The 22332-nt window shown below is 67.3% G+C and carries 22 protein-coding genes; 17 read left to right on the top strand and 5 right to left on the bottom strand.

Annotated elements, in window-relative coordinates:
- Window positions 1-222: 222 nt before the first annotated feature.
- From ASF06_RS11755 to ASF06_RS11735, 5 genes are read left to right on the top strand one after another with little or no spacing between them, the layout of a single operon-like run.
- The gene (locus tag ASF06_RS11755) at window positions 223-1605 is read left to right on the top strand and encodes a glutamine synthetase family protein (protein ID WP_055947114.1); all 1383 of its coding nucleotides are present in this window, start codon (window positions 223-225) and stop codon (window positions 1603-1605) included.
- Window positions 1592-2347 (top strand): gamma-glutamyl-gamma-aminobutyrate hydrolase family protein, encoded by a 756-nt coding sequence (locus ASF06_RS11750; RefSeq protein WP_055947113.1) that lies wholly within the window; start codon window positions 1592-1594, stop codon window positions 2345-2347. Before ASF06_RS11755 ends, ASF06_RS11750 begins: the two co-directional genes overlap by 14 nt.
- Window positions 2344-3711, top strand: a complete 1368-nt coding sequence (locus tag ASF06_RS11745) for an aldehyde dehydrogenase family protein (protein ID WP_055947111.1) — start codon at window positions 2344-2346, stop codon at window positions 3709-3711. The genes ASF06_RS11750 and ASF06_RS11745 overlap by 4 nt, the downstream gene beginning before the upstream one ends.
- The gene (locus ASF06_RS11740; RefSeq protein WP_044442276.1) at window positions 3708-4499 is read left to right on the top strand and encodes a 3-oxoacyl-ACP reductase; all 792 of its coding nucleotides are present in this window, start codon (window positions 3708-3710) and stop codon (window positions 4497-4499) included. Before ASF06_RS11745 ends, ASF06_RS11740 begins: the two co-directional genes overlap by 4 nt.
- 15 nt (window positions 4500-4514) lie before the next feature.
- Complete coding sequence (locus ASF06_RS11735) at window positions 4515-5282, top strand: FadR/GntR family transcriptional regulator (RefSeq protein WP_055947108.1); 768 nt, start codon at window positions 4515-4517, stop codon at window positions 5280-5282.
- An 86-nt stretch (window positions 5283-5368) separates the two neighbouring features.
- Here the strand turns inward: ASF06_RS11735 and ASF06_RS11730 are convergent, their stop codons facing one another.
- Window positions 5369-6142 (bottom strand): phosphotransferase, encoded by a 774-nt coding sequence (locus tag ASF06_RS11730; protein ID WP_055947106.1) that lies wholly within the window; start codon window positions 6140-6142, stop codon window positions 5369-5371.
- 57 nt (window positions 6143-6199) lie between these two features.
- Window positions 6200-6394: a hypothetical protein gene (locus tag ASF06_RS11725; protein WP_055931049.1), complete on the bottom strand. Its 195-nt coding sequence runs from the start codon at window positions 6392-6394 to the stop codon at window positions 6200-6202.
- A 250-nt stretch (window positions 6395-6644) separates the two neighbouring features.
- Here ASF06_RS11725 and otsA point away from each other — a divergent pair, with 250 nt between their 5' ends.
- From otsA to ASF06_RS11675, 10 genes are all read left to right on the top strand, one after another.
- On the top strand, window positions 6645-8126 hold the full coding sequence (otsA, locus tag ASF06_RS11720) for an alpha,alpha-trehalose-phosphate synthase (UDP-forming) (protein WP_055947105.1): 1482 nt from the start codon (window positions 6645-6647) through the stop codon (window positions 8124-8126).
- Entirely contained in the window at window positions 8123-8959 is an 837-nt protein-coding gene (gene otsB, locus ASF06_RS11715; RefSeq protein WP_082500889.1) for a trehalose-phosphatase, read from the top strand. The genes otsA and otsB overlap by 4 nt, the downstream gene beginning before the upstream one ends.
- A gap of 19 nt (window positions 8960-8978) precedes the next feature.
- Window positions 8979-10673, top strand: coding sequence for a dihydroxy-acid dehydratase (gene ilvD, locus ASF06_RS11710; protein WP_055931055.1), 1695 nt, complete (start codon window positions 8979-8981; stop codon window positions 10671-10673).
- An 80-nt stretch (window positions 10674-10753) separates the two neighbouring features.
- The gene (locus ASF06_RS11705; protein ID WP_055947103.1) at window positions 10754-12583 is read left to right on the top strand and encodes an acetolactate synthase large subunit; all 1830 of its coding nucleotides are present in this window, start codon (window positions 10754-10756) and stop codon (window positions 12581-12583) included.
- Window positions 12584-12586: 3 nt separating this feature from the next.
- Entirely contained in the window at window positions 12587-13096 is a 510-nt protein-coding gene (gene ilvN / locus ASF06_RS11700; protein ID WP_044442265.1) for an acetolactate synthase small subunit, read from the top strand.
- Window positions 13097-13200: 104 nt separating this feature from the next.
- The gene (gene ilvC / locus ASF06_RS11695) at window positions 13201-14226 is read left to right on the top strand and encodes a ketol-acid reductoisomerase (RefSeq protein ID WP_055931061.1); all 1026 of its coding nucleotides are present in this window, start codon (window positions 13201-13203) and stop codon (window positions 14224-14226) included.
- 19 nt (window positions 14227-14245) lie between these two features.
- Window positions 14246-14905, top strand: a complete 660-nt coding sequence (locus tag ASF06_RS11690; protein ID WP_055947101.1) for a DUF998 domain-containing protein — start codon at window positions 14246-14248, stop codon at window positions 14903-14905.
- A gap of 145 nt (window positions 14906-15050) precedes the next feature.
- The gene (locus ASF06_RS11685; protein ID WP_235500984.1) at window positions 15051-15854 is read left to right on the top strand and encodes a DUF1684 domain-containing protein; all 804 of its coding nucleotides are present in this window, start codon (window positions 15051-15053) and stop codon (window positions 15852-15854) included.
- A 29-nt stretch (window positions 15855-15883) separates the two neighbouring features.
- A complete protein-coding gene (locus tag ASF06_RS11680; RefSeq protein WP_055947097.1) occupies window positions 15884-16405 on the top strand; it encodes a hypothetical protein in 522 nt (173 codons plus the stop codon).
- Between the two features lie 9 nt (window positions 16406-16414).
- The gene (locus ASF06_RS11675) at window positions 16415-16786 is read left to right on the top strand and encodes a hypothetical protein (protein WP_055947095.1); all 372 of its coding nucleotides are present in this window, start codon (window positions 16415-16417) and stop codon (window positions 16784-16786) included.
- On the opposite strand, the gene ASF06_RS11670 is transcribed toward ASF06_RS11675, so the two are convergent.
- Entirely contained in the window at window positions 16783-17184 is a 402-nt protein-coding gene (locus tag ASF06_RS11670; RefSeq protein WP_055947092.1) for a DoxX family protein, read from the bottom strand. The genes ASF06_RS11675 and ASF06_RS11670 overlap by 4 nt on opposite strands.
- Window positions 17185-17272: 88 nt before the next feature.
- On the opposite strand from ASF06_RS11670, the gene serA reads away from it, so the two are divergent.
- A complete protein-coding gene (gene serA, locus ASF06_RS11665; RefSeq protein WP_055947089.1) occupies window positions 17273-18862 on the top strand; it encodes a phosphoglycerate dehydrogenase in 1590 nt (529 codons plus the stop codon).
- Window positions 18863-18985: 123 nt separating this feature from the next.
- On the opposite strand, the gene ASF06_RS11660 is transcribed toward serA, so the two are convergent.
- Window positions 18986-19588: a TetR/AcrR family transcriptional regulator gene (locus tag ASF06_RS11660; RefSeq protein WP_082480052.1), complete on the bottom strand. Its 603-nt coding sequence runs from the start codon at window positions 19586-19588 to the stop codon at window positions 18986-18988.
- A gap of 168 nt (window positions 19589-19756) precedes the next feature.
- On the opposite strand from ASF06_RS11660, the gene ASF06_RS11655 reads away from it, so the two are divergent.
- Window positions 19757-21307 (top strand): MFS transporter, encoded by a 1551-nt coding sequence (locus ASF06_RS11655; RefSeq protein WP_157439181.1) that lies wholly within the window; start codon window positions 19757-19759, stop codon window positions 21305-21307.
- Here the strand turns inward: ASF06_RS11655 and add are convergent.
- On the bottom strand, window positions 21278-22330 hold the full coding sequence (gene add / locus ASF06_RS11650; protein WP_055947088.1) for an adenosine deaminase: 1053 nt from the start codon (window positions 22328-22330) through the stop codon (window positions 21278-21280). The genes ASF06_RS11655 and add overlap by 30 nt on opposite strands.
- Window positions 22331-22332: the final 2 nt, after the last annotated feature.

The raw sequence follows: 22332 nt of genomic DNA, 5'->3' as shown, positions 1-22332 counted from the left end.
CCGGTAGCTCGTTGTCTCGGCAGTGCACAGCGGAACGCCATCGGCTCCCTCGCACGAATTGTCCACACACTAGCGTTCTATTGGTTGGTTGGCACCACCTTTGTGTGTAAATTGCGTGTTACGAACACTGCGGACAACTCCCCGTAAGCCGACGACCTCGTGTGGTGTAATGGTCGGGTCGACGGGGTTCTGCAGCGCGGGAATCGCCCGTGGCGACCATCGATGAAGGAGCACACCGTGGCATCCACCGCAGGAAATCTCACGCTCGACGCACTCGCGGCCCAGGTCTCGGCCGGCGAGGTCGACACCGTGATCGTGGCCTTCACCGACATGCAGGGCAGGCTCGTGGGCAAGCGGCTCTCGGCCCGCCTCTTCGTCGAGGATGCGGCGTCGCACGGAGCCGAGTGCTGCAACTACCTGCTCGCGGTCGATGTCGAGATGAACACCGTCGACGGCTACGACATGTCGAGCTGGGAGCACGGCTACGGCGACATGGCGATGATGCCCGACATGTCGACCCTGCGAACGATTCCCTGGCTGCCCGGCACCGCGATGGTCACCGCCGACCTGCAGTGGCTCGACGGCGAGCCGGTCGAGCCGTCGCCGCGGCAGATCCTGGCCGCACAAATGAAGCGACTGAAAGATCGCGGCCTCGAGGCCTTCGTCGCCACCGAGCTCGAGTTCATCGTCTTCGACGACAGCTACCGCTCCGCCTGGTCGAAGGGGTACCGCGACCTCACCCCCGCGAGCGACTACAACATCGACTACGCCCTGCTCGCCTCCACGCGCATGGAGCCGCTGCTGCGCGACATCCGGGTGTCGATGGATGGCGCGGGCATGTACTGCGAGGGCGTCAAGGGCGAGTGCAACTTCGGCCAGCAGGAGATCGGCTTCCGCTACGACGACGCCATGGTGACCTGCGACAACCACTCGATCTACAAGAACGGCGCCAAGGAGATCGCTGATCGCCACGGCAAGTCGCTCACGTTCATGGCCAAGTTCAACGAGCGCGAGGGCAACTCGTGCCACGTGCACATCAGTCTGCGCAGCACCGAGGGCGAGGCCGTCTTCGCCGACAAGGATGCCGAGAACGGCATGTCCGACATGTTCCGGCACTTCATGGCAGGGCAGCTCAAGACGCTGCGCGAGCTGACGCTGTTCTTCGCGCCCAACATCAACTCGTACAAGCGCTACGTCGACGGCTCGTTCGCCCCGACGGCGGTGGCCTGGGGGCTCGACAACCGCACCTGCGCCCTGCGCGTGGTGGGCAAGGGCCTCGGAATGCGCGTCGAGAACCGCGTTCCCGGGGGCGACGTGAACCAGTACCTCGCGACCGCCGCCCTCATTGCCGGCGGACTCTACGGAATCGAGAACGAGCTCGAGCTCGAAGATGCGACCGTGGGCAACGCCTACACGTCCGGCGCACCGCGCGTGCCTACGAACCTGCGCGATGCCGCTGAGCTCTTCGCCTCGAGCGAGATCGCCCGGGCCGCGTTCGGTGACGAGGTCGTCGACCACTACGTGAACAACGCGCGCATCGAGCTGAAGGCCTTCGACAGCGCCGTTACCGACTGGGAGAGGATCCGCGGCTTTGAGCGCCTCTGACCGTCTGCCCGTCATCGGCCTCACGACCTACCTCGAACGCGCGAAGACCGGAGTCTGGGACGTTCCCGCCTCGTTCCTCCCGAAGGTCTACTTCGATGCCGTGGAGAAGGCCGGCGGCATCGCCGTGCTGCTGCCGCCCCAGGCTGTCAGCGAGCCGATCGCCGACCGCCTGCTCGACTCGCTCGACGGGCTGATCCTCACCGGCGGCAAAGACATCGATCCGTCGCGCTACGGCCAGGAGGCCCACGCCGAGACCGACGAGCCCCGCCGCGACCGCGACGCGTGGGAGGACACCCTGCTGCGCCGTGCGATCGATCGAGAGATTCCGTTCCTCGGCATCTGCCGGGGAGCGCAGATGCTGAACGTCGCGCGCGGCGGAACCCTGCACCAGCACCTCCCCGATGTCGTCGGGGATCGTCGCTACCAGGCGGGCGAGGGCATCTTCAACCACGTCGAGGTCGGCGTCGAACAGGGCTCGCGCCTTGCGACACTGCTTGCGAGCGACGAAATCGACGTTCCCGTCTACCACCACCAGGCCATCGACGCGCTCGGCGACGGGCTCGTCGTCACCGCCCGAACTCCCGACGGAACGATCGAGGCCGTCGAGCTCGAGTCCGTACCGTTCGGCGTCGCCGTGCAGTGGCATCCCGAGGAGTCGCCCGACGACATCCGGCTGTTCGCCGGTCTCGTCGAGGCGGCCCGTCAGTACCGAGAACAGAGACGGGAACACCCGACCACATGAGCAGCTACACCGTGATCAACCCGGCGACCGAAGAGATCGTCACCGACGTCGAGCTCTTCGACGTCGAGCGCACCGACGACGCCATCGCGCGGGCGGCGGATGCGCAGAAGGCGTGGGCACGCCGGGCCCCCGCAGAGCGGGCCCAGGCCCTGCGCGACTTCGCCGCGGCCGTCGACGCGAACGTCGAGGCCCTCGCCCGGCTGGAGACTCTGAACTCCGGCCATCCGATCGGCCAGGCCCGCTGGGAGGCGGGCCATGTGCGCGATGTGCTCACGTACTACTCGGCCGCGCCCGAGCGGCTCTTCGGCAGGCAGATCCCGGTCGCTGGCGGCCTCGACGTCACCTTCCACGAGCCTCTCGGCGTGGTGGGAGTCATCACCCCGTGGAACTTTCCCATGACGATCGCCGCGTGGGGATTCGCCCCGGCGCTCGCGGCGGGCAACGCGGTCGTGCTGAAGCCGGCCGAGTGGACGCCGCTGACCTCCGTGCGGCTCGCCGAGATCGGCCGGGAGTCGGGACTGCCCGATGGCCTGTTCCAGGTGCTGCCCGGGCACGGACAGGTGGTCGGCGAGCGCTTCGTGACCAACCAGACCGTGCGCAAGGTCGTGTTCACCGGATCGACCGCGGTGGGCAAGAAGATCATGGCGGGCAGTGCCGAGCAGGTGAAGAGGGTGACCCTCGAGCTCGGCGGCAAGAGCGCGAACATCGTTTTCGCCGACTCCGATCTCGAGAAGGCCGCAGCCTCGGCGCCGTCGGGGGTCTTCGACAACGCGGGGCAGGACTGCTGCGCGCGCAGTCGCATCCTCGTCGAGCGCAGCGTCTACGACCGCTTCATGGAGCTGCTCGAGCCCGCGGTGAACAAGGTCGTGGTCGGCGACCCGAACGACGAGGCGACGGAGATGGGTCCGCTCGTCTCGGCGAAGCACCACGCGTCGGTGAGCTCGTATGTTCCCGACGACAGCCAGGTCGCCTTCCGGGGATCAGCGCCGCAGGGGCCGGGCTACTGGTTCCCGCCGACCGTGCTCACCCCGGGGCGTGACGACCGTACGGCCACCGAGGAGATCTTCGGCCCGGTCGTCACGGTGCTCCCCTTCGACGGCGAGGCCGACGCGGTGTCGCTGGCGAACGCCACCGAGTACGGCCTCTCGGGGTCGATCTGGACTCGCGACGTCGGTCGGGCGCTGCGCGTCTCCCGCGGCGTCGAGGCGGGCAACCTGTCGGTCAACTCGCACTCCTCCGTGCGCTACAGCACGCCGTTCGGCGGCTTCAAGCAGTCAGGTCTCGGCCGCGAGCTCGGCCCCGACGCACCCCTCAGTTTCACCGACACCAAGAACGTCTTCATCGCCGTAGAGGAGCTCTCATGACCGACCTGCCCACCATCGACCTCACGAAGCGCCTCGCCGGAAAGGTGGCGGTGATCACGGGCGGCGCCAGCGGCATCGGCTTCGCCACCGCCCGTCGCTTCGCCGCCGAGGGCGCCACGGTCGTGATCGGCGACATGGATGCCGCATCGGGCGAGCGCGCGGCCGCTGCCGTCGGCGGCCTCTTCGTGCAGGTCAACGTGACCGACGAGGCCCAGGTCGACAACCTGTTCAAGGTGGCCTTCGACACCTACGGCTCGGTCGACGTCGCCTTCAACAACGCGGGAATCTCTCCGCCCGACGACGACTCCATCGAGACCACCGAGCTTCCCGCATGGGAGAAGGTGCAAGACGTGAACCTCAAGTCGGTGTACCTGTGCTCGCGGGCCGCGCTGCGCTACATGGTTCCCCAGAAGCGCGGATCGATCATCAACACCGCGTCGTTCGTCGCCGTGATGGGCTCGGCGACCTCGCAGATCTCGTACACAGCATCGAAGGGCGGCGTGCTCGCCATGTCACGCGAGCTGGGCGTGCAGTTCGCCCGCCAGGGCATCCGGGTCAACGCCCTCTGCCCGGGCCCGGTGAACACGCCGCTGCTGCAGGAGCTCTTCGCCAAGGATCCGGCCCGCGCCCAGCGTCGCCTCGTGCACATTCCCCTCGGACGATTCGCGGAGCCCGAGGAACTGGCCGCCTCGGTCGCGTTCCTCGCCAGCGACGACTCCTCGTTCATCACGGGCTCGACCTTCCTCGTCGACGGGGGAATCAGCTCGGCCTACGTGACGCCCGAGTAGAGGGTCGAGAGCGCGATGACCGATATCGCAGACGGCTCGCAACCGGATGCCGCGGGCCTGGCCGGCGACGCCCTGTTGCGACGGGTGCGCACCGGCAACGCGTTCGAGGACACCGTCTCGAGACTGCTGCAGACGATCCGCCTTGGCGTGGTCTCGCCGGGGGAGGCCCTGCCCAGCGAACGCGACCTCGCGCTGCGCTTCGGAGTGAGCCGCGACACGGTGCGCGACGCCATCAAGGCGCTCGCGGATGCCGGTTTTCTGGTCTCACGGCGCGGGCGCTACGGAGGCACGTTCGTCAGCGATCGAGTTCCGCTCGTCGGCCTCAGCGGGGTGCTCGACGACACGACGCAGCAGCCCGACACGGTGACGCCCGAGGACCTCGACGACGTGCTCGGCCTGCGCGACGTCCTCGAGGTCGGAGCTGCCAGGGCCGCGGCGGATCGCGCATTGACGAAGGCGCAGCGTGAACTGCTCTGGAGCAGCCTGCGCGAGACCGCCGAGGCATCCGCCGACGACTATCGACGGCTCGACTCCCGACTGCACCTCGCCATCGGAGAGCTCGTGGGCGTGCCGTCGCTGATGCCGCTGCTGGCCGACAATCGCATGCGCGTCAACGAGTTCCTCGACCACATCCCCCTGCTCGAGCGCAACATCGCGCATTCGAACGAGCAGCACGAGCAGATCGTTCTCGCGATCCTCACGGGAGACGCCGACAGGGCGGCGGTCACGATGCGTGAACACCTCGAGGGCTCCGAGGCGCTGCTCCGAGGCTTCCTGGCCTGACTCGCCGTTCCCTGAGCCTGTCGAAGGGAGAGGCCCGTTCCCTGAGCCCGTCGAAGGGAAATTCTCTATCGGCCCCTTCGACAAGCTCAGGGAGCGGAGGGAGCGGAGGGGCCGGACAGCGCGTCGGCCCAGGCCTCGCGGTGCCGTGCAACGTACGCAGCCGTGTCGCGCCAGAAGGCCCCGTGGCCCTCGGCGAACATCGTGGCCCAGGGCTCTCGGCCCGTGTCGACCGAGCTCCGCAGCAGCTCATGCATCGCAGCAGTGCGCCGGGCCATCGCCGTGGGCAGCTGCGCGCGCAGGGTCGCATCGGCTCCGTACCCGTCGACGAAGTGACGTAGCCGCGCTGCGGCGTCAGCCACGGGTTCGCCATGGACGAGCGAGCTGAACGATTGGGCCGAGTAGGCCAGATCCCAGAGGCGTGTGCTGGGCCCGGCGCCGTCCCAGTCGATGAAGACCCAGCGGTCGCCGATCACCAGATTCCAGGGCGCGAGGTCGTTGTGGCAGACGAGATCGGGAGCCTCCGGGGCGGGGAGCAGTGTGTCCCAGCTTTCGGCGGTCGGCAGCGGAATCGTCTCGCTCGCATCGTGAATGGCGCGGACCATGCGACCCACGCGACGCAGCGCGCCCTGATCCAGTGGCAACTCGTCGATGGCGAGTCGGCCGGGCACGTACTCGACCATCTGACGACCCTCGTCGTCTCTGCCCAACGGCCGGGGAGCATCCACACCCGCCGATCTGAGCGCGGCGAGGTAGCCGTGCACCGCAGGGGTGTTCTCCGTGCAGGCCTTTCGAACGGTGTCGCCAATGCGCACGACACGGCCCGACGCGTTGCCGCCGTCGAGTTCTTGTTCGTCAGGCATGCGAGGGATCCCTTCGACAAGCTCAGGGAACGGGCGTCAGGCTCAGGGAACGAACTGCTACTTCGCGTCGAGCTCGCGGGCGTCGTCGTCTGCCTGCAGAACGCTGCCGATGGCGAGGGCGACCGTGATGCCCCAGCTGAGCCACATGAGCAGCAGTCGCCAGTCGCGCGGACCCTGCCGCGTGGTCTGCAGCACCGACCAGGCGCCGACGACAGCACCGATCACACTCGAGTTGAAGATGAATTTGCGCATGCGTTCCTCCGTGGTCGTGCATTCAGGTTAGTCGTTCGTGCCACCCGGCCGCCTGGGCTTTCGGATGCTCGGGGTCGTCTTGTATAGCGCGCACCGCGCACCGCGCACCCCGTGGATGCGGGGGATCGACTGGTAGCCTGATCACTGGTCTACACGGTCGGCGCCTTGGCCGACCGCAATCGAGGAGTTCCCCATTTCCACGGACGAGGCCGCATCGCGGTCCACTACCCCTGCCGACACCTACGACCTCGTGGTCGTCTCGAACAGGCTCCCTGTCGACAAGGTGACCCACGCCGACGGCAGCGTCGAGTGGCGCACATCGCCCGGCGGACTCGTGACCGCCCTCGAGCCCGTTATGCAACGGGCCGACGGAGCATGGGTGGGTTGGGCCGGCGTGGCCGACGACGAGTCCGATCCCTTCGAGCACGACGACATTTCCATCGTTCCCGTCACGCTCAGCGCAGACGACGTCGAGAACTACTACGAGGGGTTCTCGAACGACACCCTCTGGCCGCTGTATCACGACGTGATCGCACCGCCCACCTACCACCGCGAGTGGTGGGAGTCCTACGTGCGCGTCAATCAGCGCTTCGCGGAGCGCGCCGCCTCGGTGGCTGCGGCCGACGGCACGGTCTGGGTGCAGGACTACCAGCTGCAGCTCGTGCCCAAAATGCTGCGCGAACTCCGTCCCGACCTCACGATCGGCTTCTTCAACCACATTCCGTTCCCGGCATACGGCATCTTCTCGCAGTTGCCGTGGCGTGCCCAGATCATCGAGGGCCTCCTCGGTGCCGACCTCATCGGATTCCAGCGCGCGGCAGACGCGGGCAACTTCACCCGTGCAGTGCGTCGGCTGCTCAGCTACACGACGAAGGGCACCGCCATCGACGTGCCGATCGACGAAGGCGTGTCCGAAGCGCTCGAGCCAGCCCGCGTGTCGACGTCGCGCACGGGCAGCCTCGTACGAACCGTGCACGCACGCCATTTCCCGATCTCGATCGACACGCAGAGCTTCGAGGACCTCGCACGGCGCCCCGACATCCAGGCCCGGGCGAAAGAGATCCGTGCCGGTCTTGGCAACCCGAAGGTCGTTATGCTCGGCGTCGACAGGCTCGACTACACGAAAGGCATCGGCCATCGGCTCAAGGCCTTCGGCGAGCTGCTCGCCGACGGCACGGTCACCGTCGAAGACGTGACCCTCGTGCAGGTCGCCAGCCCCAGCCGCGAACGCGTCGCCGCCTACCAGCAGCTGCGCGACGAGGTCGAGCTCACGGTCGGGCGCATCAATGGCGACTACTCGACCATCAGCCACACGGCCATCAGCTACCTGCACCAGGGGTACCCCCGCGAGGAGATGGTGGCGCTCTACCTGGCCAGCGACGTGATGCTGGTCACCGCGCTCCGCGACGGAATGAACCTCGTCGCCAAGGAGTATGTGGCGAGCCGCTTCGACAACGACGGCGTCCTCGTGCTGAGCGAGTTCGCCGGCGCGGCAGACGAACTGAAGAGCGCGCTGCTCGTGAACCCCCACGACATCGACGGGCTGAAGGAGTCGATCATGGAGGCGATCGAGATGAAGAAGGGCGAAAGGTCGAGACGGATGCGCACATTGCGCAAACGGGTGCTCGACTACGACGTCTCGCGCTGGTCGACGGCGTTCCTGTCGTCGTTGACCGACCCGAACGGCACGCCCTCGTACGTCGCGACCAAGTGGGGAGCATCCGACCGATGAGCAGCCCGTCGAACGGCACGAGCCGAGCCGTCGCATCCGGCACCCAGATCGACGAGACCGACGACCTGATCGAGCGCCTGCGCGAGCTCGCGCGAACGGAGCGCCTGCTCGTCGCACTCGACTTCGACGGAACCCTCGCGCCCGAGGTCGACGTGCCGAGCCATGCCCGCGCGCTCCCCGAGGCCCGCCGGGCTCTCTTCGACCTGCTGAAGCTCGACTCCACACGCGTTGCGCTCATCTCGGGCCGTGCGATGGAGAGCCTGGAACAGGTGAGCGACCTGCCCGACGACGTGCTGCTCGTGGGCTCGCACGGTGTCGAGATCCGCCTCGACAGCCCCACCCGTCTCACCCTCGACACTCAGGAGTTGGCTCAGGTCGACGTGCTCAGCGGCGTTCTCGAAGACGTCGCCGACAAGGTCGACGACGTCTGGATCGAGACCAAGCCGGCCGGTTTTGCCTTGCACACCCGCCTCGCATCGGAGGAGGGCAGTCGTCAGGCACACCTGATGGCGCTCGCAGAGACGCGGTCCGAGATCGAGGGACTCACTGTGCGCGAGGGAAAGAACGTGCTCGAGTTCTCGATCCGATCGACCACCAAGGGCGAGGCGCTGCTGCACCTGAAGGAGTACACGAAGGCGACCGCCGTGCTCTACGCCGGCGACGACGTCACTGATGAAGACGCGTTCGCGGTGCTGCGCAGCGGAGACTTCGGGCTCAAGAGCGGGGCGGGCAAGACCATCGCCGAGTTCCGTGTGAGCGACGAAGCCGAGGTCGCACAGGTGCTCGCGCTGCTCGCCCAGTTCCGCGCGGAGGCGTGCACTTCCGCACCTTGAGTGGTTCTAAACTCGTAACATGCCCGAAATAGACATGAAGCCGCGCAGTCGCGTCGTCACCGATGGAATCGAAGCAACCACCTCGCGCGGAATGCTTCGGGCCGTCGGCATGGGAGACGCCGACTGGGAGAAGCCGCAGATCGGCATCGCCAGCTCGTGGAACGAGATCACGCCGTGCAACCTGTCGCTCGACCGCCTCGCGCAGGGTGCCAAAGAGGGCGTTCACTCGGGCGGCGGCTACCCCCTTCAGTTTGGCACCATCTCCGTCTCCGACGGCATCTCGATGGGCCACGAGGGCATGCACTTCTCACTCGTGTCGCGAGAGGTCATCGCCGACAGCGTCGAAGTCGTTATGCAGGCCGAGCGCCTCGACGGCTCCGTGCTGCTCGCCGGATGCGACAAGTCGCTGCCCGGCATGCTCATGGCTGCCGCGCGGCTCGACCTCGCCAGCGTCTTCCTCTACGCCGGATCGATCGCGCCCGGGTGGGTCAAGCTGTCCGACGGCACCGAGAAAGACATCACGATCATCGACTCGTTCGAGGCCGTCGGCGGCGTGAAGGCCGGCACCATGAGCGAGGCCGACGCCAAGCGCATCGAGTGCGCCTTCGCTCCAGGCGAGGGCGCCTGCGGCGGCATGTACACGGCCAACACCATGGCGAGCGTCGCCGAGGCCCTCGGCATGAGCCTGCCCGGCTCCGCTTCGCCCGCGTCGGCAGACCGCCGCCGCGACTACTTCGCGCACCGCAGCGGCGAGGCCGTCGTCAACATGCTGCGCCTCGGCATCACGACCCGCGACATCCTGACCAAGCCGGCGTTCGAGAACGCCATCGCGGTGGCGATGGCCCTCGGAGGCTCGACCAACGTCATCCTGCACCTTCTCGCCATCGCCTACGAGGCCGAGGTCGACCTGACGATCGACGACTTCAACCGCATCGGCGACACCATCCCTCACCTCGCCGACATGAAGCCCTTCGGCAAGTATGTGATGAACGACATGGACCGCCACGGCGGACTGCCCGTTCTGATGAAGGCGCTGCTCGACGCCGGACTGCTGCACGGCGACGTGCTCACGGTCACGGGCAAGACGCTCGCCGAGAACCTGGCCGAGCTCGACATCCCCGAGCTCGACGGCAAGGTGCTGCGCACGCTCGACAACCCCATCCACCCCACGGGCGGCCTCACGGTTCTCAAGGGCTCGCTCGCACCCGAGGGCGCCGTCGTGAAGACGGCCGGATTCGACGCGGCCGTCTTCGAAGGACCGGCCAAGGTGTTCGAGCGCGAGCGCGCCGCGATGGATGCCCTCACGGAGGGTCTGATCAACCACGGAGACGTCGTGGTGATCCGCTACGAAGGCCCCAAGGGCGGCCCCGGAATGCGCGAGATGCTCGCCATCACGGCCGCGATCAAGGGCGCTGGCCTCGGCAAAGATGTACTACTATTGACCGACGGCAGGTTCTCAGGCGGCACAACCGGACTGTGTATCGGCCATATAGCACCCGAAGCGGTGGACGCAGGTCCTATCGCATTCGTGCGCGATGGTGATCTAATACGGGTCGATATCGCCGCTCGCTCCCTCGAGTTACTCGTCGAGGCCGATGAGCTTGCAGCCCGCCGAGACGGCTGGGCCCCTCTTCCCCCGCGCTATACCCGTGGCGTTCTGGCAAAGTACTCGAAGCTCGTGAAGTCGGCCGCGACCGGCGCCATCACGGGGTAGTACCGCGCTCCACCCTCATCACCGCCGTCTGCCGCAGCGCACGACGACACGCTGTGCAGGCAACAAGCTAGGAAAACAACATGCCCGTGGATCCATCTCCCGTGCCAAGCTCTCCGGCGATCCCCAAACCGGCCTCCGCGTCCGCCCCGGCGAACGCTCCTGAGGTCCTCACGGGGTCCGGAGCCATCCTCCGCTCGCTCGAGTACCTCGGTGTGAAAGACGTCTTCGGCCTGCCCGGCGGCGCGATCATCCCGTTCTACGACGAGCTCATGGCATCGACCGCAATCCGTCACATTCTCGTGCGCCACGAGCAGGGCGCCGGTCACGCGGCCGAGGGCTACGCGTCGTCGACAAACAAGGTCGGCGTCGCCATCGCGACCTCGGGCCCCGGAGCGACCAATCTGGTCACGGCCATCGCCGACGCCTACATGGACTCGGTGCCTGTTCTCATCATCACGGGCCAGGTCTTCTCGACGCTCATGGGAACCGACGCGTTCCAGGAGGTCGACATCGTGGGAATCACGATGCCGATCACCAAGCACTCCTTCCTGGTCACCAAGCCGGAGGACGTGCCCGCTACCCTCGCTGCCGCGTACCACATCGCATCCACCGGCCGCCCGGGCCCCGTGCTCGTCGACATCACCAAGGACGCGCAGCAGAAGTCGGCGCCGTTCGTGTGGAATCCGAAGGTCGACCTGGCGGGCTACCGTCCGGTCACGAAGGCGCACGGCAAGCAGATCCAGGCGGCGGCGCAGCTGCTGCTCGAGGCGAAGAAGCCCGTCTTTTACGTCGGCGGCGGAGTCATCCGGGCCCAGGCCTCGCCCGAACTCGCCGTGCTGGCGGAGGCCACCGGCGCTCCCGTCGTCACGACTCTGATGGCGCGCGGTGCGTTCCCCGACTCGCATGAGCAGAACCTCGGCATGCCCGGTATGCACGGAACCGTCCCCGCCGTGCTCGCGCTGCAGGAGAGCGACCTGATCGTCGCGCTCGGCGCGCGATTCGACGACCGCGTCACCGGCAAGGTGAGCGAGTTCGCTCCGAACGCCAAGATCGTGCACGTCGACGTCGACCCGGCCGAGATCGGCAAGATCCGCGCCGCCGATGTCCCCATCGTGGGCGACGCGAAAGATGTGATCGCCGACCTCACGAAGGCGTTCGTCGCCACCGCCGCGGCAACCGAGACGCGACCCGACATCGACGAGTGGTGGGAGTACCTGCGCGGACTGCAGACCGAGTTCCCGCTCGGCTACGCCGAACCGACCGACGGCCTGCTGTCGCCGCAATACGTGATCAAGCGCATCGGCGAACTGTCCGGCCCCGAGGCGATCTACGCATCCGGCGTCGGCCAGCACCAGATGTGGGCGGCGCAGTTCATCAAGTACGAGCGGCCCAACGCCTGGCTGAACTCCGGCGGCGCCGGAACCATGGGCTACGGCGTTCCCGCCGCCATGGGTGCCAAGGTCGCCGAGCCCGAGCGCACGGTGTGGGCGATCGACGGTGACGGATGCTTCCAGATGACCAATCAGGAACTCGCCACCTGCACGATCAACAACATCCCGATCAAGGTCGCGATCATCAACAACTCGTCACTCGGCATGGTGCGGCAGTGGCAGAGCCTGTTCTACGACGGACGCCACTCGTTCACCGACCTGAACACGGGCCACGGCACGCAGATGGTTCCCGACTTCGTGAAGCTGGCCGACGCCTACGGTGCGCTGGGCATCCGCGTCACCAAGGCCGACGAGATCGACGCGGCGATCAAGCTCGCGATCGAGACGAACGACCGACCGGTCGTGATCGACTTCATCGTGAGCCGCGACGCCATGGTCTGGCCGATGGTTCCCCAGGGGGTCAGCAACTCGCTGATCGAACACGCACAGCAGATCGCCCCAGAGTGGGATGAGGAGTAGACCATGAGCCACCACGTTCTCTCCCTGCTCGTCGAAGACAAACCCGGTCTGCTCACGCGTGTCGCCGGCCTCTTCGCCCGCCGCGGATTCAACATCGAGAGCCTCGCCGTGGGCGCATCCGAGATCGAGGGTCTCTCGCGCATCACGGTCGCCGTCGACGTCGAGGAGCTTCCTCTCGAGCAGGTCACCAAGCAGCTGAACAAGCTCGTCAACGTGATCAAGATCGTCGAGCTCGATCCCGACCAGTCGGTGCAGCGCGAGCACCTGCTGGTCAAGGTGCGCGTCGACAACTCCACCCGCTCGCACGTGCTCGAGGCAGTCAACCTGTTCCGCGCCCGCGTCGTCGACGTCTCGACCGACGCGCTCGTGATCGAGGTCACCGGCGACTCGGGCAAGACCAACGCATTCCTGCGTGTCGTCGAGCCCTACGGAATCAAGGAGCTGGCCCAGTCGGGCCTCCTCGCCATCGGACGCGGCTCGAAGAGCATCACCGAACGCGTCTTCAAGAACTAAAGGTCCGTTCCCTGAGCCTGTCGAAGGGAACCCGTCGAGGACAGCCCTTCGACGAGCTCAGGGAACGGCCACCGAACACCCACACAACAAGGAGCAGTAATAAAGTGACCGAAATCTTCTACGACAAAGACGCAGACCTCTCGCTCATCCAGGGCAAGAAGGTGGCCGTCGTCGGCTACGGCTCGCAGGGCCACGCCCACGCGCTCAACCTGCGCGACTCCGGCGTCGACGTCGTCATCGGCCTCAAGGAAGGATCGAAGTCGATCCCCAAGGCGCAGGAGGCCGGCTTCACGGTTCTCAGCGTCGCTGAGGCGACCGCGCAGTCCGACGTCATCGTGCTGCTCGCTCCCGACCAGTTCCAGCGCCACATCTACCGCGACGACATCGCCCCCAGCCTGAAGCAGGGCGCGACCCTCGTCTTCGGTCACGGCTTCAACATCCGTTACGACTACATCCAGGCACCGGATGGCGTCGATGTCATCCTCGTCGCACCCAAGGGCCCGGGCCACACCGTGCGCCGCGAGTACGAGGCCGGCCGTGGCGTTCCCGTCATCGTCGCTGTCGAGAAAGACGCGTCGGGCTCCGCCTGGGACCTCGCCTGGTCGTACTCGCGTGCGATCGGCGGACTGCGCGCCGGCGGCATCAAGACCACGTTCACCGAAGAGACCGAGACCGACCTGTTCGGTGAGCAGGCCGTTCTTTGCGGTGGCGTCTCGCAGCTCGTGCAGTACGGCTTCGAGACCCTGACCGAGGCCGGCTACCAGCCGCAGATCGCCTACTTCGAGGTGCTGCACGAGCTCAAGCTCATCGTCGACCTCATGTGGGAGGGCGGCATCGCCAAGCAGCGCTGGAGCGTCTCCGACACGGCCGAGTACGGAGACTACGTCTCGGGCCCCCGCGTCATCACGCCCGACGTCAAGGAGAACATGCAGGCCGTTCTCGCCGACATCCAGAACGGCGCGTTCGCCAAGCGCTTCATCGACGACCAGGACGCGGGAGCCCCCGAGTTCCTCGCGCTGCGCGAGAAGGGTGCCCAGCACCCCATCGAGGCCACGGGCAAGGAGCTCCGCGCCCTCTTCGCGTGGAAGCAGCAGGACGCCGACTACACCGACGGCTCCGCCGCACGCTAGTCTCCTGACTCTCGAATCGATGGCCGCCCCGACTGTGTCGGGGCGGCCATCGCCGTTCACACGGGACGTCGCCGTTCTCGGCATGGCCCTCGTCGTGCTGTACATCGCCGTCGACGTCGTGCTGCAGTCGCTTCCGCCGCACTACAGCGTGATCTCGGATGCCGAGAGCAATCTGGCGGTGGGCGAGTTCGGCTGGGTCATGAACCTCAACTTCGTGAGCCGGGCGGTCATGACGTTCTGCGTGCTGGTCGTCGTGAGTCGCTCGGGTGCAGCGTCGGCGCTGCGCGTCGTCGGGTGCGTTCTCCTGGGCATTGCTGGCGCGTGCTCTGCGGCGCTCGTGTTCTTCCCGACCGACGTGAACGGCCCGGGGGAGTTCGGCATCGTGCCCACCACCACGACGGGCGCGGTGCACGTCGCATTCGCAACGACCGGCTTCCTGTGCGCCCTGGCGGGCATGCTGCTGCTGGCGATCTGGATGCGCGACGCTGGGCGATTGGCCCGGGTGAGGCGCGCGGCCACCGGCTTCCTCGCGCTCGCCTCCGTCGGGCTCGTACTACTGGCCGCGTCGATCGCCTGGGCTCCGTCTGTCCTCGGTCTCACCGAGCGCGTGTGTCTGGCGGGCATCCTCGGATGGGCATTCGTCGTGTGCTGGGGCGCGCGCCGCGCCTCGGACCGCTGATGCGGCTTCGCGCGCGCTGAGGTGCGCAGTATGGCCGCCTCGCGGGGGCCGGAAGCGGCCATACTCCGCACCTCGACGCGTGCGGCTTCGTCGCGCGGGCGGGAATCTGTGCGGCGGTTCGCCTGTTGGGAGGATCATGGACTCCGTGACCACACCCTCCACCTCTGCCGCCGAAGCCGATTTCCTCCGATTCCGACAGGCGCGCCACCGCTACGTGACCTCGCCGCAAGGGCCGCTCGCCCTGGTGAGCACGACCGAGATCGACTCCGAGCGGGAGATCGACGGGGTTCCCGGCGTCTGGGCGCCTCGCCCCGGCGGTGGCGGCGTGAGGGTGACCGCGGTCGCGGCCGACGGCATCCGGGTCGACGGTGATCTCGTCGACGGCACGGTCGACATCGCCGGATCGGACACCGTCGTTCCCTCCACGCTGACGTTCGGCCAGGGAGTGACGGGAACCGTGTACCCGGGCCTCGAGGGCCACTACATCGTGCGCGTGTGGGATCCGGCGAACCGCAAGGCCGAGAGCTTCGACCGTATCTCCGCCTACGATTTCACCCCCGAGTGGGTACTCGAGGGAACGTTCACCCCCACCGAGAAGCGCGCGATCGGCATCGAGCACATCAAAGACGACGGACGGCTGCGCGACGAGGTTCTTCCGGGCGACATCGATGTGGTCATCGGAGGGCAGTCCCGCACGCTTGTCGCTTTCGAAGACGAGGGAAAGCTGCTGCTGGTCTTCCAAGACCTCACGACCGGCGATGAGACCTACGACGTCGGCCGGTTTCTCGCCGTGCGCCCGCGCCGCGACGGCACGGTCGAGCTGGACTTCAACCGTGCCTACATTCCGCCGTGCGGATTCTCGGACTGGTTCAACTGCCCCATGCCTCCGCAGCAGAACCGCTTCGTGTTTCCCGTCGATGCGGGGGAGAAGCGCGTCCTGTCGGTCTAGCCACTGGGTGGGCGGCTAATCTTGCGTACATGACGACGAGCCGCGATGACGATGCCCTGCACTGGGCCGGCGACGACGACCCCACGCTGACGCCGCCCATTCAGGCCGGCACCGCCCCCGCCGCGGCACCTGCGATGCCCGCGCACACAGCTGCACCCACGGCACCGGCTGAAGCTCACACGGTTCTGGAGCAGGCCGAGCTGGCCGAAGACGCCGAGGTCGAGGCCGAGCTCGCCGCGGCCGAGAAGGCATCTGCGCAGCTCAGCTCTGCAGCCCTCATCACCCTCGGAATCCTCGGCGGCGTCTATCTGCTCTACACGATCGGGTGGGCCATCGTCGTCGCCCGCACGACGGTCACCTTCTTTCCTCTCGACAGTCTCTTCCTCGAGGTCTGCTTCAGAATCGGCCAGTTCCTCTCGATCGCGGCCGCACCGCTGTGGTTCGTGTCGGCTCTGCTGCTGACGCAGAAGAGAACTTGGCGATCCCGCCTCGGCTGGCTACTGCTCGGAGTCTTCGTGCTCGTGCCCTGGCCCTTCATCCAGGGAGCGTAGGACGTCACCATGACCGACAACACCACCACACCGCGCAACTCTGCCGGCACCGCCGCCAAGCCGGGCTTCCGCGAGCTCAGCTTCTCGAAGAAGGCCGGATGGGGCGTCGCACTGCTCTTCGCGCTCATCTCGGCCATCTGGGTCTGGGTCGGCGTGGCCAATCTGTTCGAGGCCATCGCCACCTTCGGGTTCGCGCTCTCCGGCGTCTCGTGGCTCGTCTTCATCGGATCGATCGCCGCGCCCATCGTCACCTACGGCCTGGGATTCCTCGTCGGGTGGAGGCTGCCGGCCTGGGCGAAGGCCGTCGTCTTCCTCGTCTCGCTCGCCGTCGCCATGGTGATCAAGGCCGACCTCGAGTCACTCCTGCTCGGCGGGCTCTAGGCGGCGACAGCCACCCAGATGATGAGCGCGGCCAGCACGAGCTGGCCCGCGAGCCTGGGCCAGAACGGGATGGCGAGGGCTCCGAAGCGCTCCCGATTCGCGGCCGCATACGCGTTGGCCGGGAAGACGGCTGCCAGGAACACCACCAGCGCGATACCCGCTGCGAGCCTCGTCTGCGGCACGAGCAGGCCGATGCCCCCCGCGATCTCGCAGGCGCCCGTGAGGTAGACCAGGTTCAGCGGACTGAAGAGGCCCTCGCGGCGAAGTGCCGGCGGAATCATCTTGGCCATCACCCGCGCGGACTTCGGCACGAAGTGATTGATGCCCATGCCGATGAAGACCACGGCGATGAGGATGCGAACGATCGTCACTATTACGGTCAGAGTCGCATCGGTCATCACCCCATTGTGCCTGCCTCTAATATGGTTTCTGGCCGCGCAGTCCCGCGGAAATCCTCTTTACAGAGCCAAACCGAAGGATCGCTCCGTGTCGAAACCGGTTGTCTTGATCGCCGAAGAACTGTCGCCCGCCACCGTCGATGCCCTCGGCCCCGACTTCGATGTGGTGAACGTCGACGGCACAGACAGGCCCGCACTGCTGAGTGCGCTGGCCACCGCCGACGCCATCCTCGTGCGCAGCGCAACCAAGGTCGACGCCGAGGCGATCGCCGCCGCTCCCAGGCTCAAGGTCGTGGCCCGCGCGGGTGTCGGCCTCGACAACGTCGACATCAAGGCGGCTACCACGGCCGGCGTCATGGTGGTCAACGCGCCCACCTCCAACATCATCTCGGCCGCCGAGCTCACCGTCGGTCACATCCTGAGCCTCGCCCGTCACATCCCAGCCGCGCATTCGGCCCTGGCCGACGGCAAGTGGAAGCGCAGCGCCTACACGGGCGTCGAGCTCTACGAGAAGACGATCGGCATCATCGGCCTCGGCCGCATCGGCGCGTTGATCACCGCTCGCATGCAGGCGTTCGGCACCAACGTCGTGGCCTACGACCCCTACGTCACCTCGGCCCGCGCCCAGCAGCTGGGCGTCACGCTGCTCAGCCTCGACGAGCTGCTCGCGCAGAGCGACTTCATCACCATCCACATGCCGAAGACTCCCGAGACCACCGGCATGATCAGCGACGAGCAGCTGGCGCTGATGAAGCCCACCTCGTTCATCGTCAACGTCGCACGCGGCGGCCTCATCGACGAAGCCGCCCTCCACCGCGCGCTCACCGCGGGAACCATCGCGGGCGCCGGACTCGACGTCTTCGTCAGCGAGCCGCCCACCGACTCGCCGTTGCTCGCCCTGCCCAACGTCGTGGTCACGCCCCACCTGGGCGCATCCACCGATGAGGCGCAGGAGAAGGCCGGTGTCTCGGTCGCCAAGTCGGTTCGCCTCGCGTTGTCGGGCGAGCTGGTTCCGGATGCCGTCAACGTCGCCGGCGGAGTGATCGACCCGACGGTCCGACCCGGCATCCCCCTGGTCGAGAAGCTCGGCCAGGTGTTCTCCGGTCTTGCGCACAGCCCGCTCACGAGCGTCGACGTGATCGTGCGCGGCGAGATCGTCGACTTCGACGTGAGCGTCCTCAAGCTGGCCGCGCTCAAGGGCATCTTCACGAACGTCGTCAGCGAGACGGTATCGTACGTCAACGCTCCCTTGCTCGCCGAGCAGCGCGGCGTGACTGCTCGCCTGATCACCGAGTCGGTGTCGGAGGAGTACCGCAACCTCATCACGCTCGAGGGCGCGCTGAGCGACGGATCGCAGATCTCGGTGTCGGGAACTCTCACCGGCACGAAGCAGATCGAGAAGATCGTCGAGATCAACGGCTACGACGTCGAGGTTCCTTTCGCGGAGCACCTCATCGTGATGACCTACGACGACCGCCCCGGCATCGTCGCGATCTACGGCAAGGAATTCGGCGACGCGCAGATCAACATCGCCGGAATGCAGATCGCTCGCCACGTGGCCGGCGGCAAGGCGCTCAGCGTGCTGACCGTCGACTCGCCCGCCCCCGAAGAGCTGCTCGAGAAGCTGCGCACGGCCATCGACGCCGACTCGCTGCAGGAGATCGACCTCACGGAGTAATCGTTCGCTGAGCTTGTCGAAGCGGAGCCCGTTCGCTGAGCTCGTCGAAGCGCGCCCGCCGGCCCTTCGACAGGCTCAGGGAACGACAGGCTCAGTGAACGACGGGCTCAGGCAACGACAGGCTCAGTGCCCCGCGCGCTGGGCCGTGACCTCGGTGATCAGGTCGACGAGGTCGTCGATGTCCGATGCCGAGAGCTCGGCCGTCTCCGGAGTCGACGACCCCGGCAGGAAAGCCGAGCCGTAGGCGAGCCCGTCGCTGATGAGCATGATCGCGCGCGAGAGCACCGGGTCGCCCGTGCTCTCGAGCACGATGCCGTACCAGGCGTCGTTCGCGGCCCGCAGGGCGTCGCGTGCCGTCGAGTTCGACGCCTGAGCCAGGCGCGACGTGGCGACGAGCGCTTTGTCGAGCGCGCTGCCCGTGGCCATGGATGTGCGGATCAGGTGAGCCACCGGCCCTGACGGCGACGACCGGATGGCCGCGACGTCGCGCTCCACGAGCGTGGCCAGGCGCTCCAGTACGCCCTCGACCAAGGCCTCTTTCGAGCCGAAGTGGTAGAGCAGGCCGCCCTTGGACACTCCTGCGGCAGCGGCGACGGCATCGAGGGTCGCGGCGCGTTCGCCGTTCGCGCCCAGCAGTTCGGCGAAGGCATCGATGATTCGGTCGCGCGTGGATGCCGAGGCGGGCGCGGCGGCGTCGATCGGCGGGTTCTCTGGGGTGTCGGGCATCGCTTCGATGGTAGCCGCCCCGGCAGCCCGGGGTATCACCCCGCACGATTTCCTTACGCTTTCGGGAATGACGGTAGGGGTCCATCCGTTGAGGAGATAGCTACTGTACCGACTGGACGGTATAGTGAACGTGCACCACTTCTCGACTCGAAACGAAGAACTCAGATCATGGCTCTCCTCACCACACCCACAGCCGCCCTGCGCACCGACGACGGGCGGCCGCCCCGCGCATCCGTTCGCAACTGGTTCGCGCTGGCCGTTCTTATGCTGCCCGTGCTCATCTCGAGCGTCGACAACACCGTGCTGAGCTTCGCCCTGCCCGTCATCTCCGAGTCGCTCCGCCCGTCTGCCGCGGCCCAGCTCTGGATCATCGACGCCTACCCGCTTGTGCTCGCCGGCCTCCTCGTCGCGATGGGCAACCTCGGCGACCGCTGGGGTCGCCGTCGGCTGCTGCTGATCGGCGCCACAGGCTTCGCTCTCGTGTCGATCGTGGCCGCCTTCGCGCCCACGGCCGAACTGCTGATCCTCGCGCGGGTCGGCCTGGGCTTCTTCGGCGCCATGCTCATGCCGTCGACGCTCTCCCTGCTGCGCAGCATCTTCCTCGATCGCGAGCAGCGTCGGCTGGCCATCGCCATCTGGGCCGCCGGATTCGCGGCAGGATCGGCCCTGGGCCCGATCGTGGGTGGAATCCTGCTCGAGCACTTCTGGTGGGGCTCCGTCTTCCTCATCGCCGTGCCCGTGCTCATTCCTCTTCTCGTGTTCGCGCCGCTGCTGGTTCCGGAGTCGCGCGATCCGAACCCGGGCCGCATCGACCTCGTCAGCATCGGCCTCACGATGGTCACGCTCGTGCCGATCGTCTTCGCGATCAAGGAGTTCGCGACGCACGGCTTCGAGTGGTCGCAGATGCTGCTCGTGCTCGTCGGCGTGACGGCGGGAATCCTGTTCGTGCGGCGGCAGCTGAATCGGGAGAATCCGATGCTCGACATGAGACTGTTCCGTCGTGGGGCCTTCACCGGCGCCGTGCTGATCAACCTCGTGAGCGTCTTCTCGCTGGTGGGTTTCCTCTACTTCGTCTCGCAGCACCTGCAGCTCGTTCTGCGACTGAGCCCGCTCGACGCCGCCTTCGCCCTGGTGCCCGGACTCATCGTCATGATCGTCGCCGGCCTCGTGGTCGTGCCGATCGTGCGCCTGGTCAGGCCGAGCTTCGTGGTCGCCACGGGGCTCGCGCTGGCCGGTGCGGCATACGCGATCATCATGGTCACAGGCCAAGAGGCGACCGAGACCACGCTGGCGATCGCCTTCGCGGTGCTCGGCCTCGGAATCGGCGCGGCAGAGACGATCTCGAACGACCTCATCATCTCGTCGGTGCCCGCCGATAAGGCCGGCGCGGCATCCGGAGTGTCCGAGACGTCGTACGAGCTGGGAGCCGTTCTCGGCACGGCGGTGCTGGGCAGCATCCTGACGGCCGCCTACCGGGCCGGGGTCACCCTGCCCGCCGGACTGGCCGACGAGAACGCCGCGACCGCGCGCGAGACGCTCGGCGGCGCCGTCTCGGTGGCGGAGTCGATCGGCGGGCCCGCGGGCTACCGGCTGCTCGAGTCGGCCCGTGAGTCGTTCGACAGCGGCGTGGTGCTGACCTCGGGGATCGGGGTCGGGCTCATGGCGCTGGCCATCGTGCTGGCGCTTGTGTCACTGCGCCGGGTGCGCTCCGAGGGCTGACAGCCGCGACTCGACGGCTTGATTCAGGGTCGCTCGATCGCTGTCATCCAGCCAGGCCGCCTTCACCGCATTCCGGGTGAAGCCGGCGAACTCGGGCAGGCCGTAGCCGAGGGCGCGGGCCAGCGCCCGGAAGTCGTTGACGGCGTCCGTGCCGAACATCGGCGGATCGTCGGAGTCGATGGTGATACGCAGGCCCGCGTCGACCATCTGCGCGATCCGTCGGTGTGAGCCGTCGCCGCTTCCGGAATACCGGCCGATGTCCGAGCTCACGGGAGTGCAGGTGAAGGTGATTCCCTCGTCGACGCATCGCGCCGTGATCCGGTCGTCGTCGACGACGTGGTAGCCGTGGTCGATCCGCTCTCCGCCGAGCTCGTCGAGGATGACCTCGATGTTCGCGGGCGGGCCGCTCTCGGAGTGGGCGGTGCGGTGGAGCCCCGAGCGGCCGGCGAGTCGGAATGCTTCGACGAACCGCGCCGGAGGTCCGATCAACTCGGAATAGTCGAGCCCGATGCCCACGACCTCGTCGATGCGGTACTCGATCACCTGTTCGACCAGCTCGACGGCCGCCGACGCGGAGTCGTTGCGGTTGAGGCCGATCACCATTCGGCTGGTGATGCCCGTCTCCGCCTCGGCTTCGCGCATGCCCGCCAGCACTCCGTCGATGATCGTGCGATACGGCACGCCCGGATGCCCCGGTGGACTGAGGAAGATCTCTCGGTGCACAACGCCGAGCGCCGCCCCTCCGTCGGTCAGGGTCTCGAAGGCGACTCTGCGGAAGTCGTCGGCGTCGCGCATGACCGAACCGGCCACATCGAGGACGCGCAGGAACTCGTCGAGGTCCTCGTAGGAGTCGTGGTCGTACAGTGACTCCGCGTCGCGGCCGCCGTCGAGGACGACGTCGTGCTTGCGGGCGAGATCGAGCACGGTCCGGGCCGACACGGCGCCGATCAGGTGGTTGTGCAGAGAGACCTTGGGCAGCGCGAGGAGGAGCGCCTCTGTGGCGCCGTCGAGGGGCTCGTCCATCG

The organism is Agreia sp. Leaf244, assembly GCF_001422695.1.
In the GTDB taxonomy this organism is placed as follows: Bacteria; Actinomycetota; Actinomycetes; order Actinomycetales; family Microbacteriaceae; genus Agreia.
This window is presented reverse-complemented; position numbering and strand designations above follow the sequence as displayed.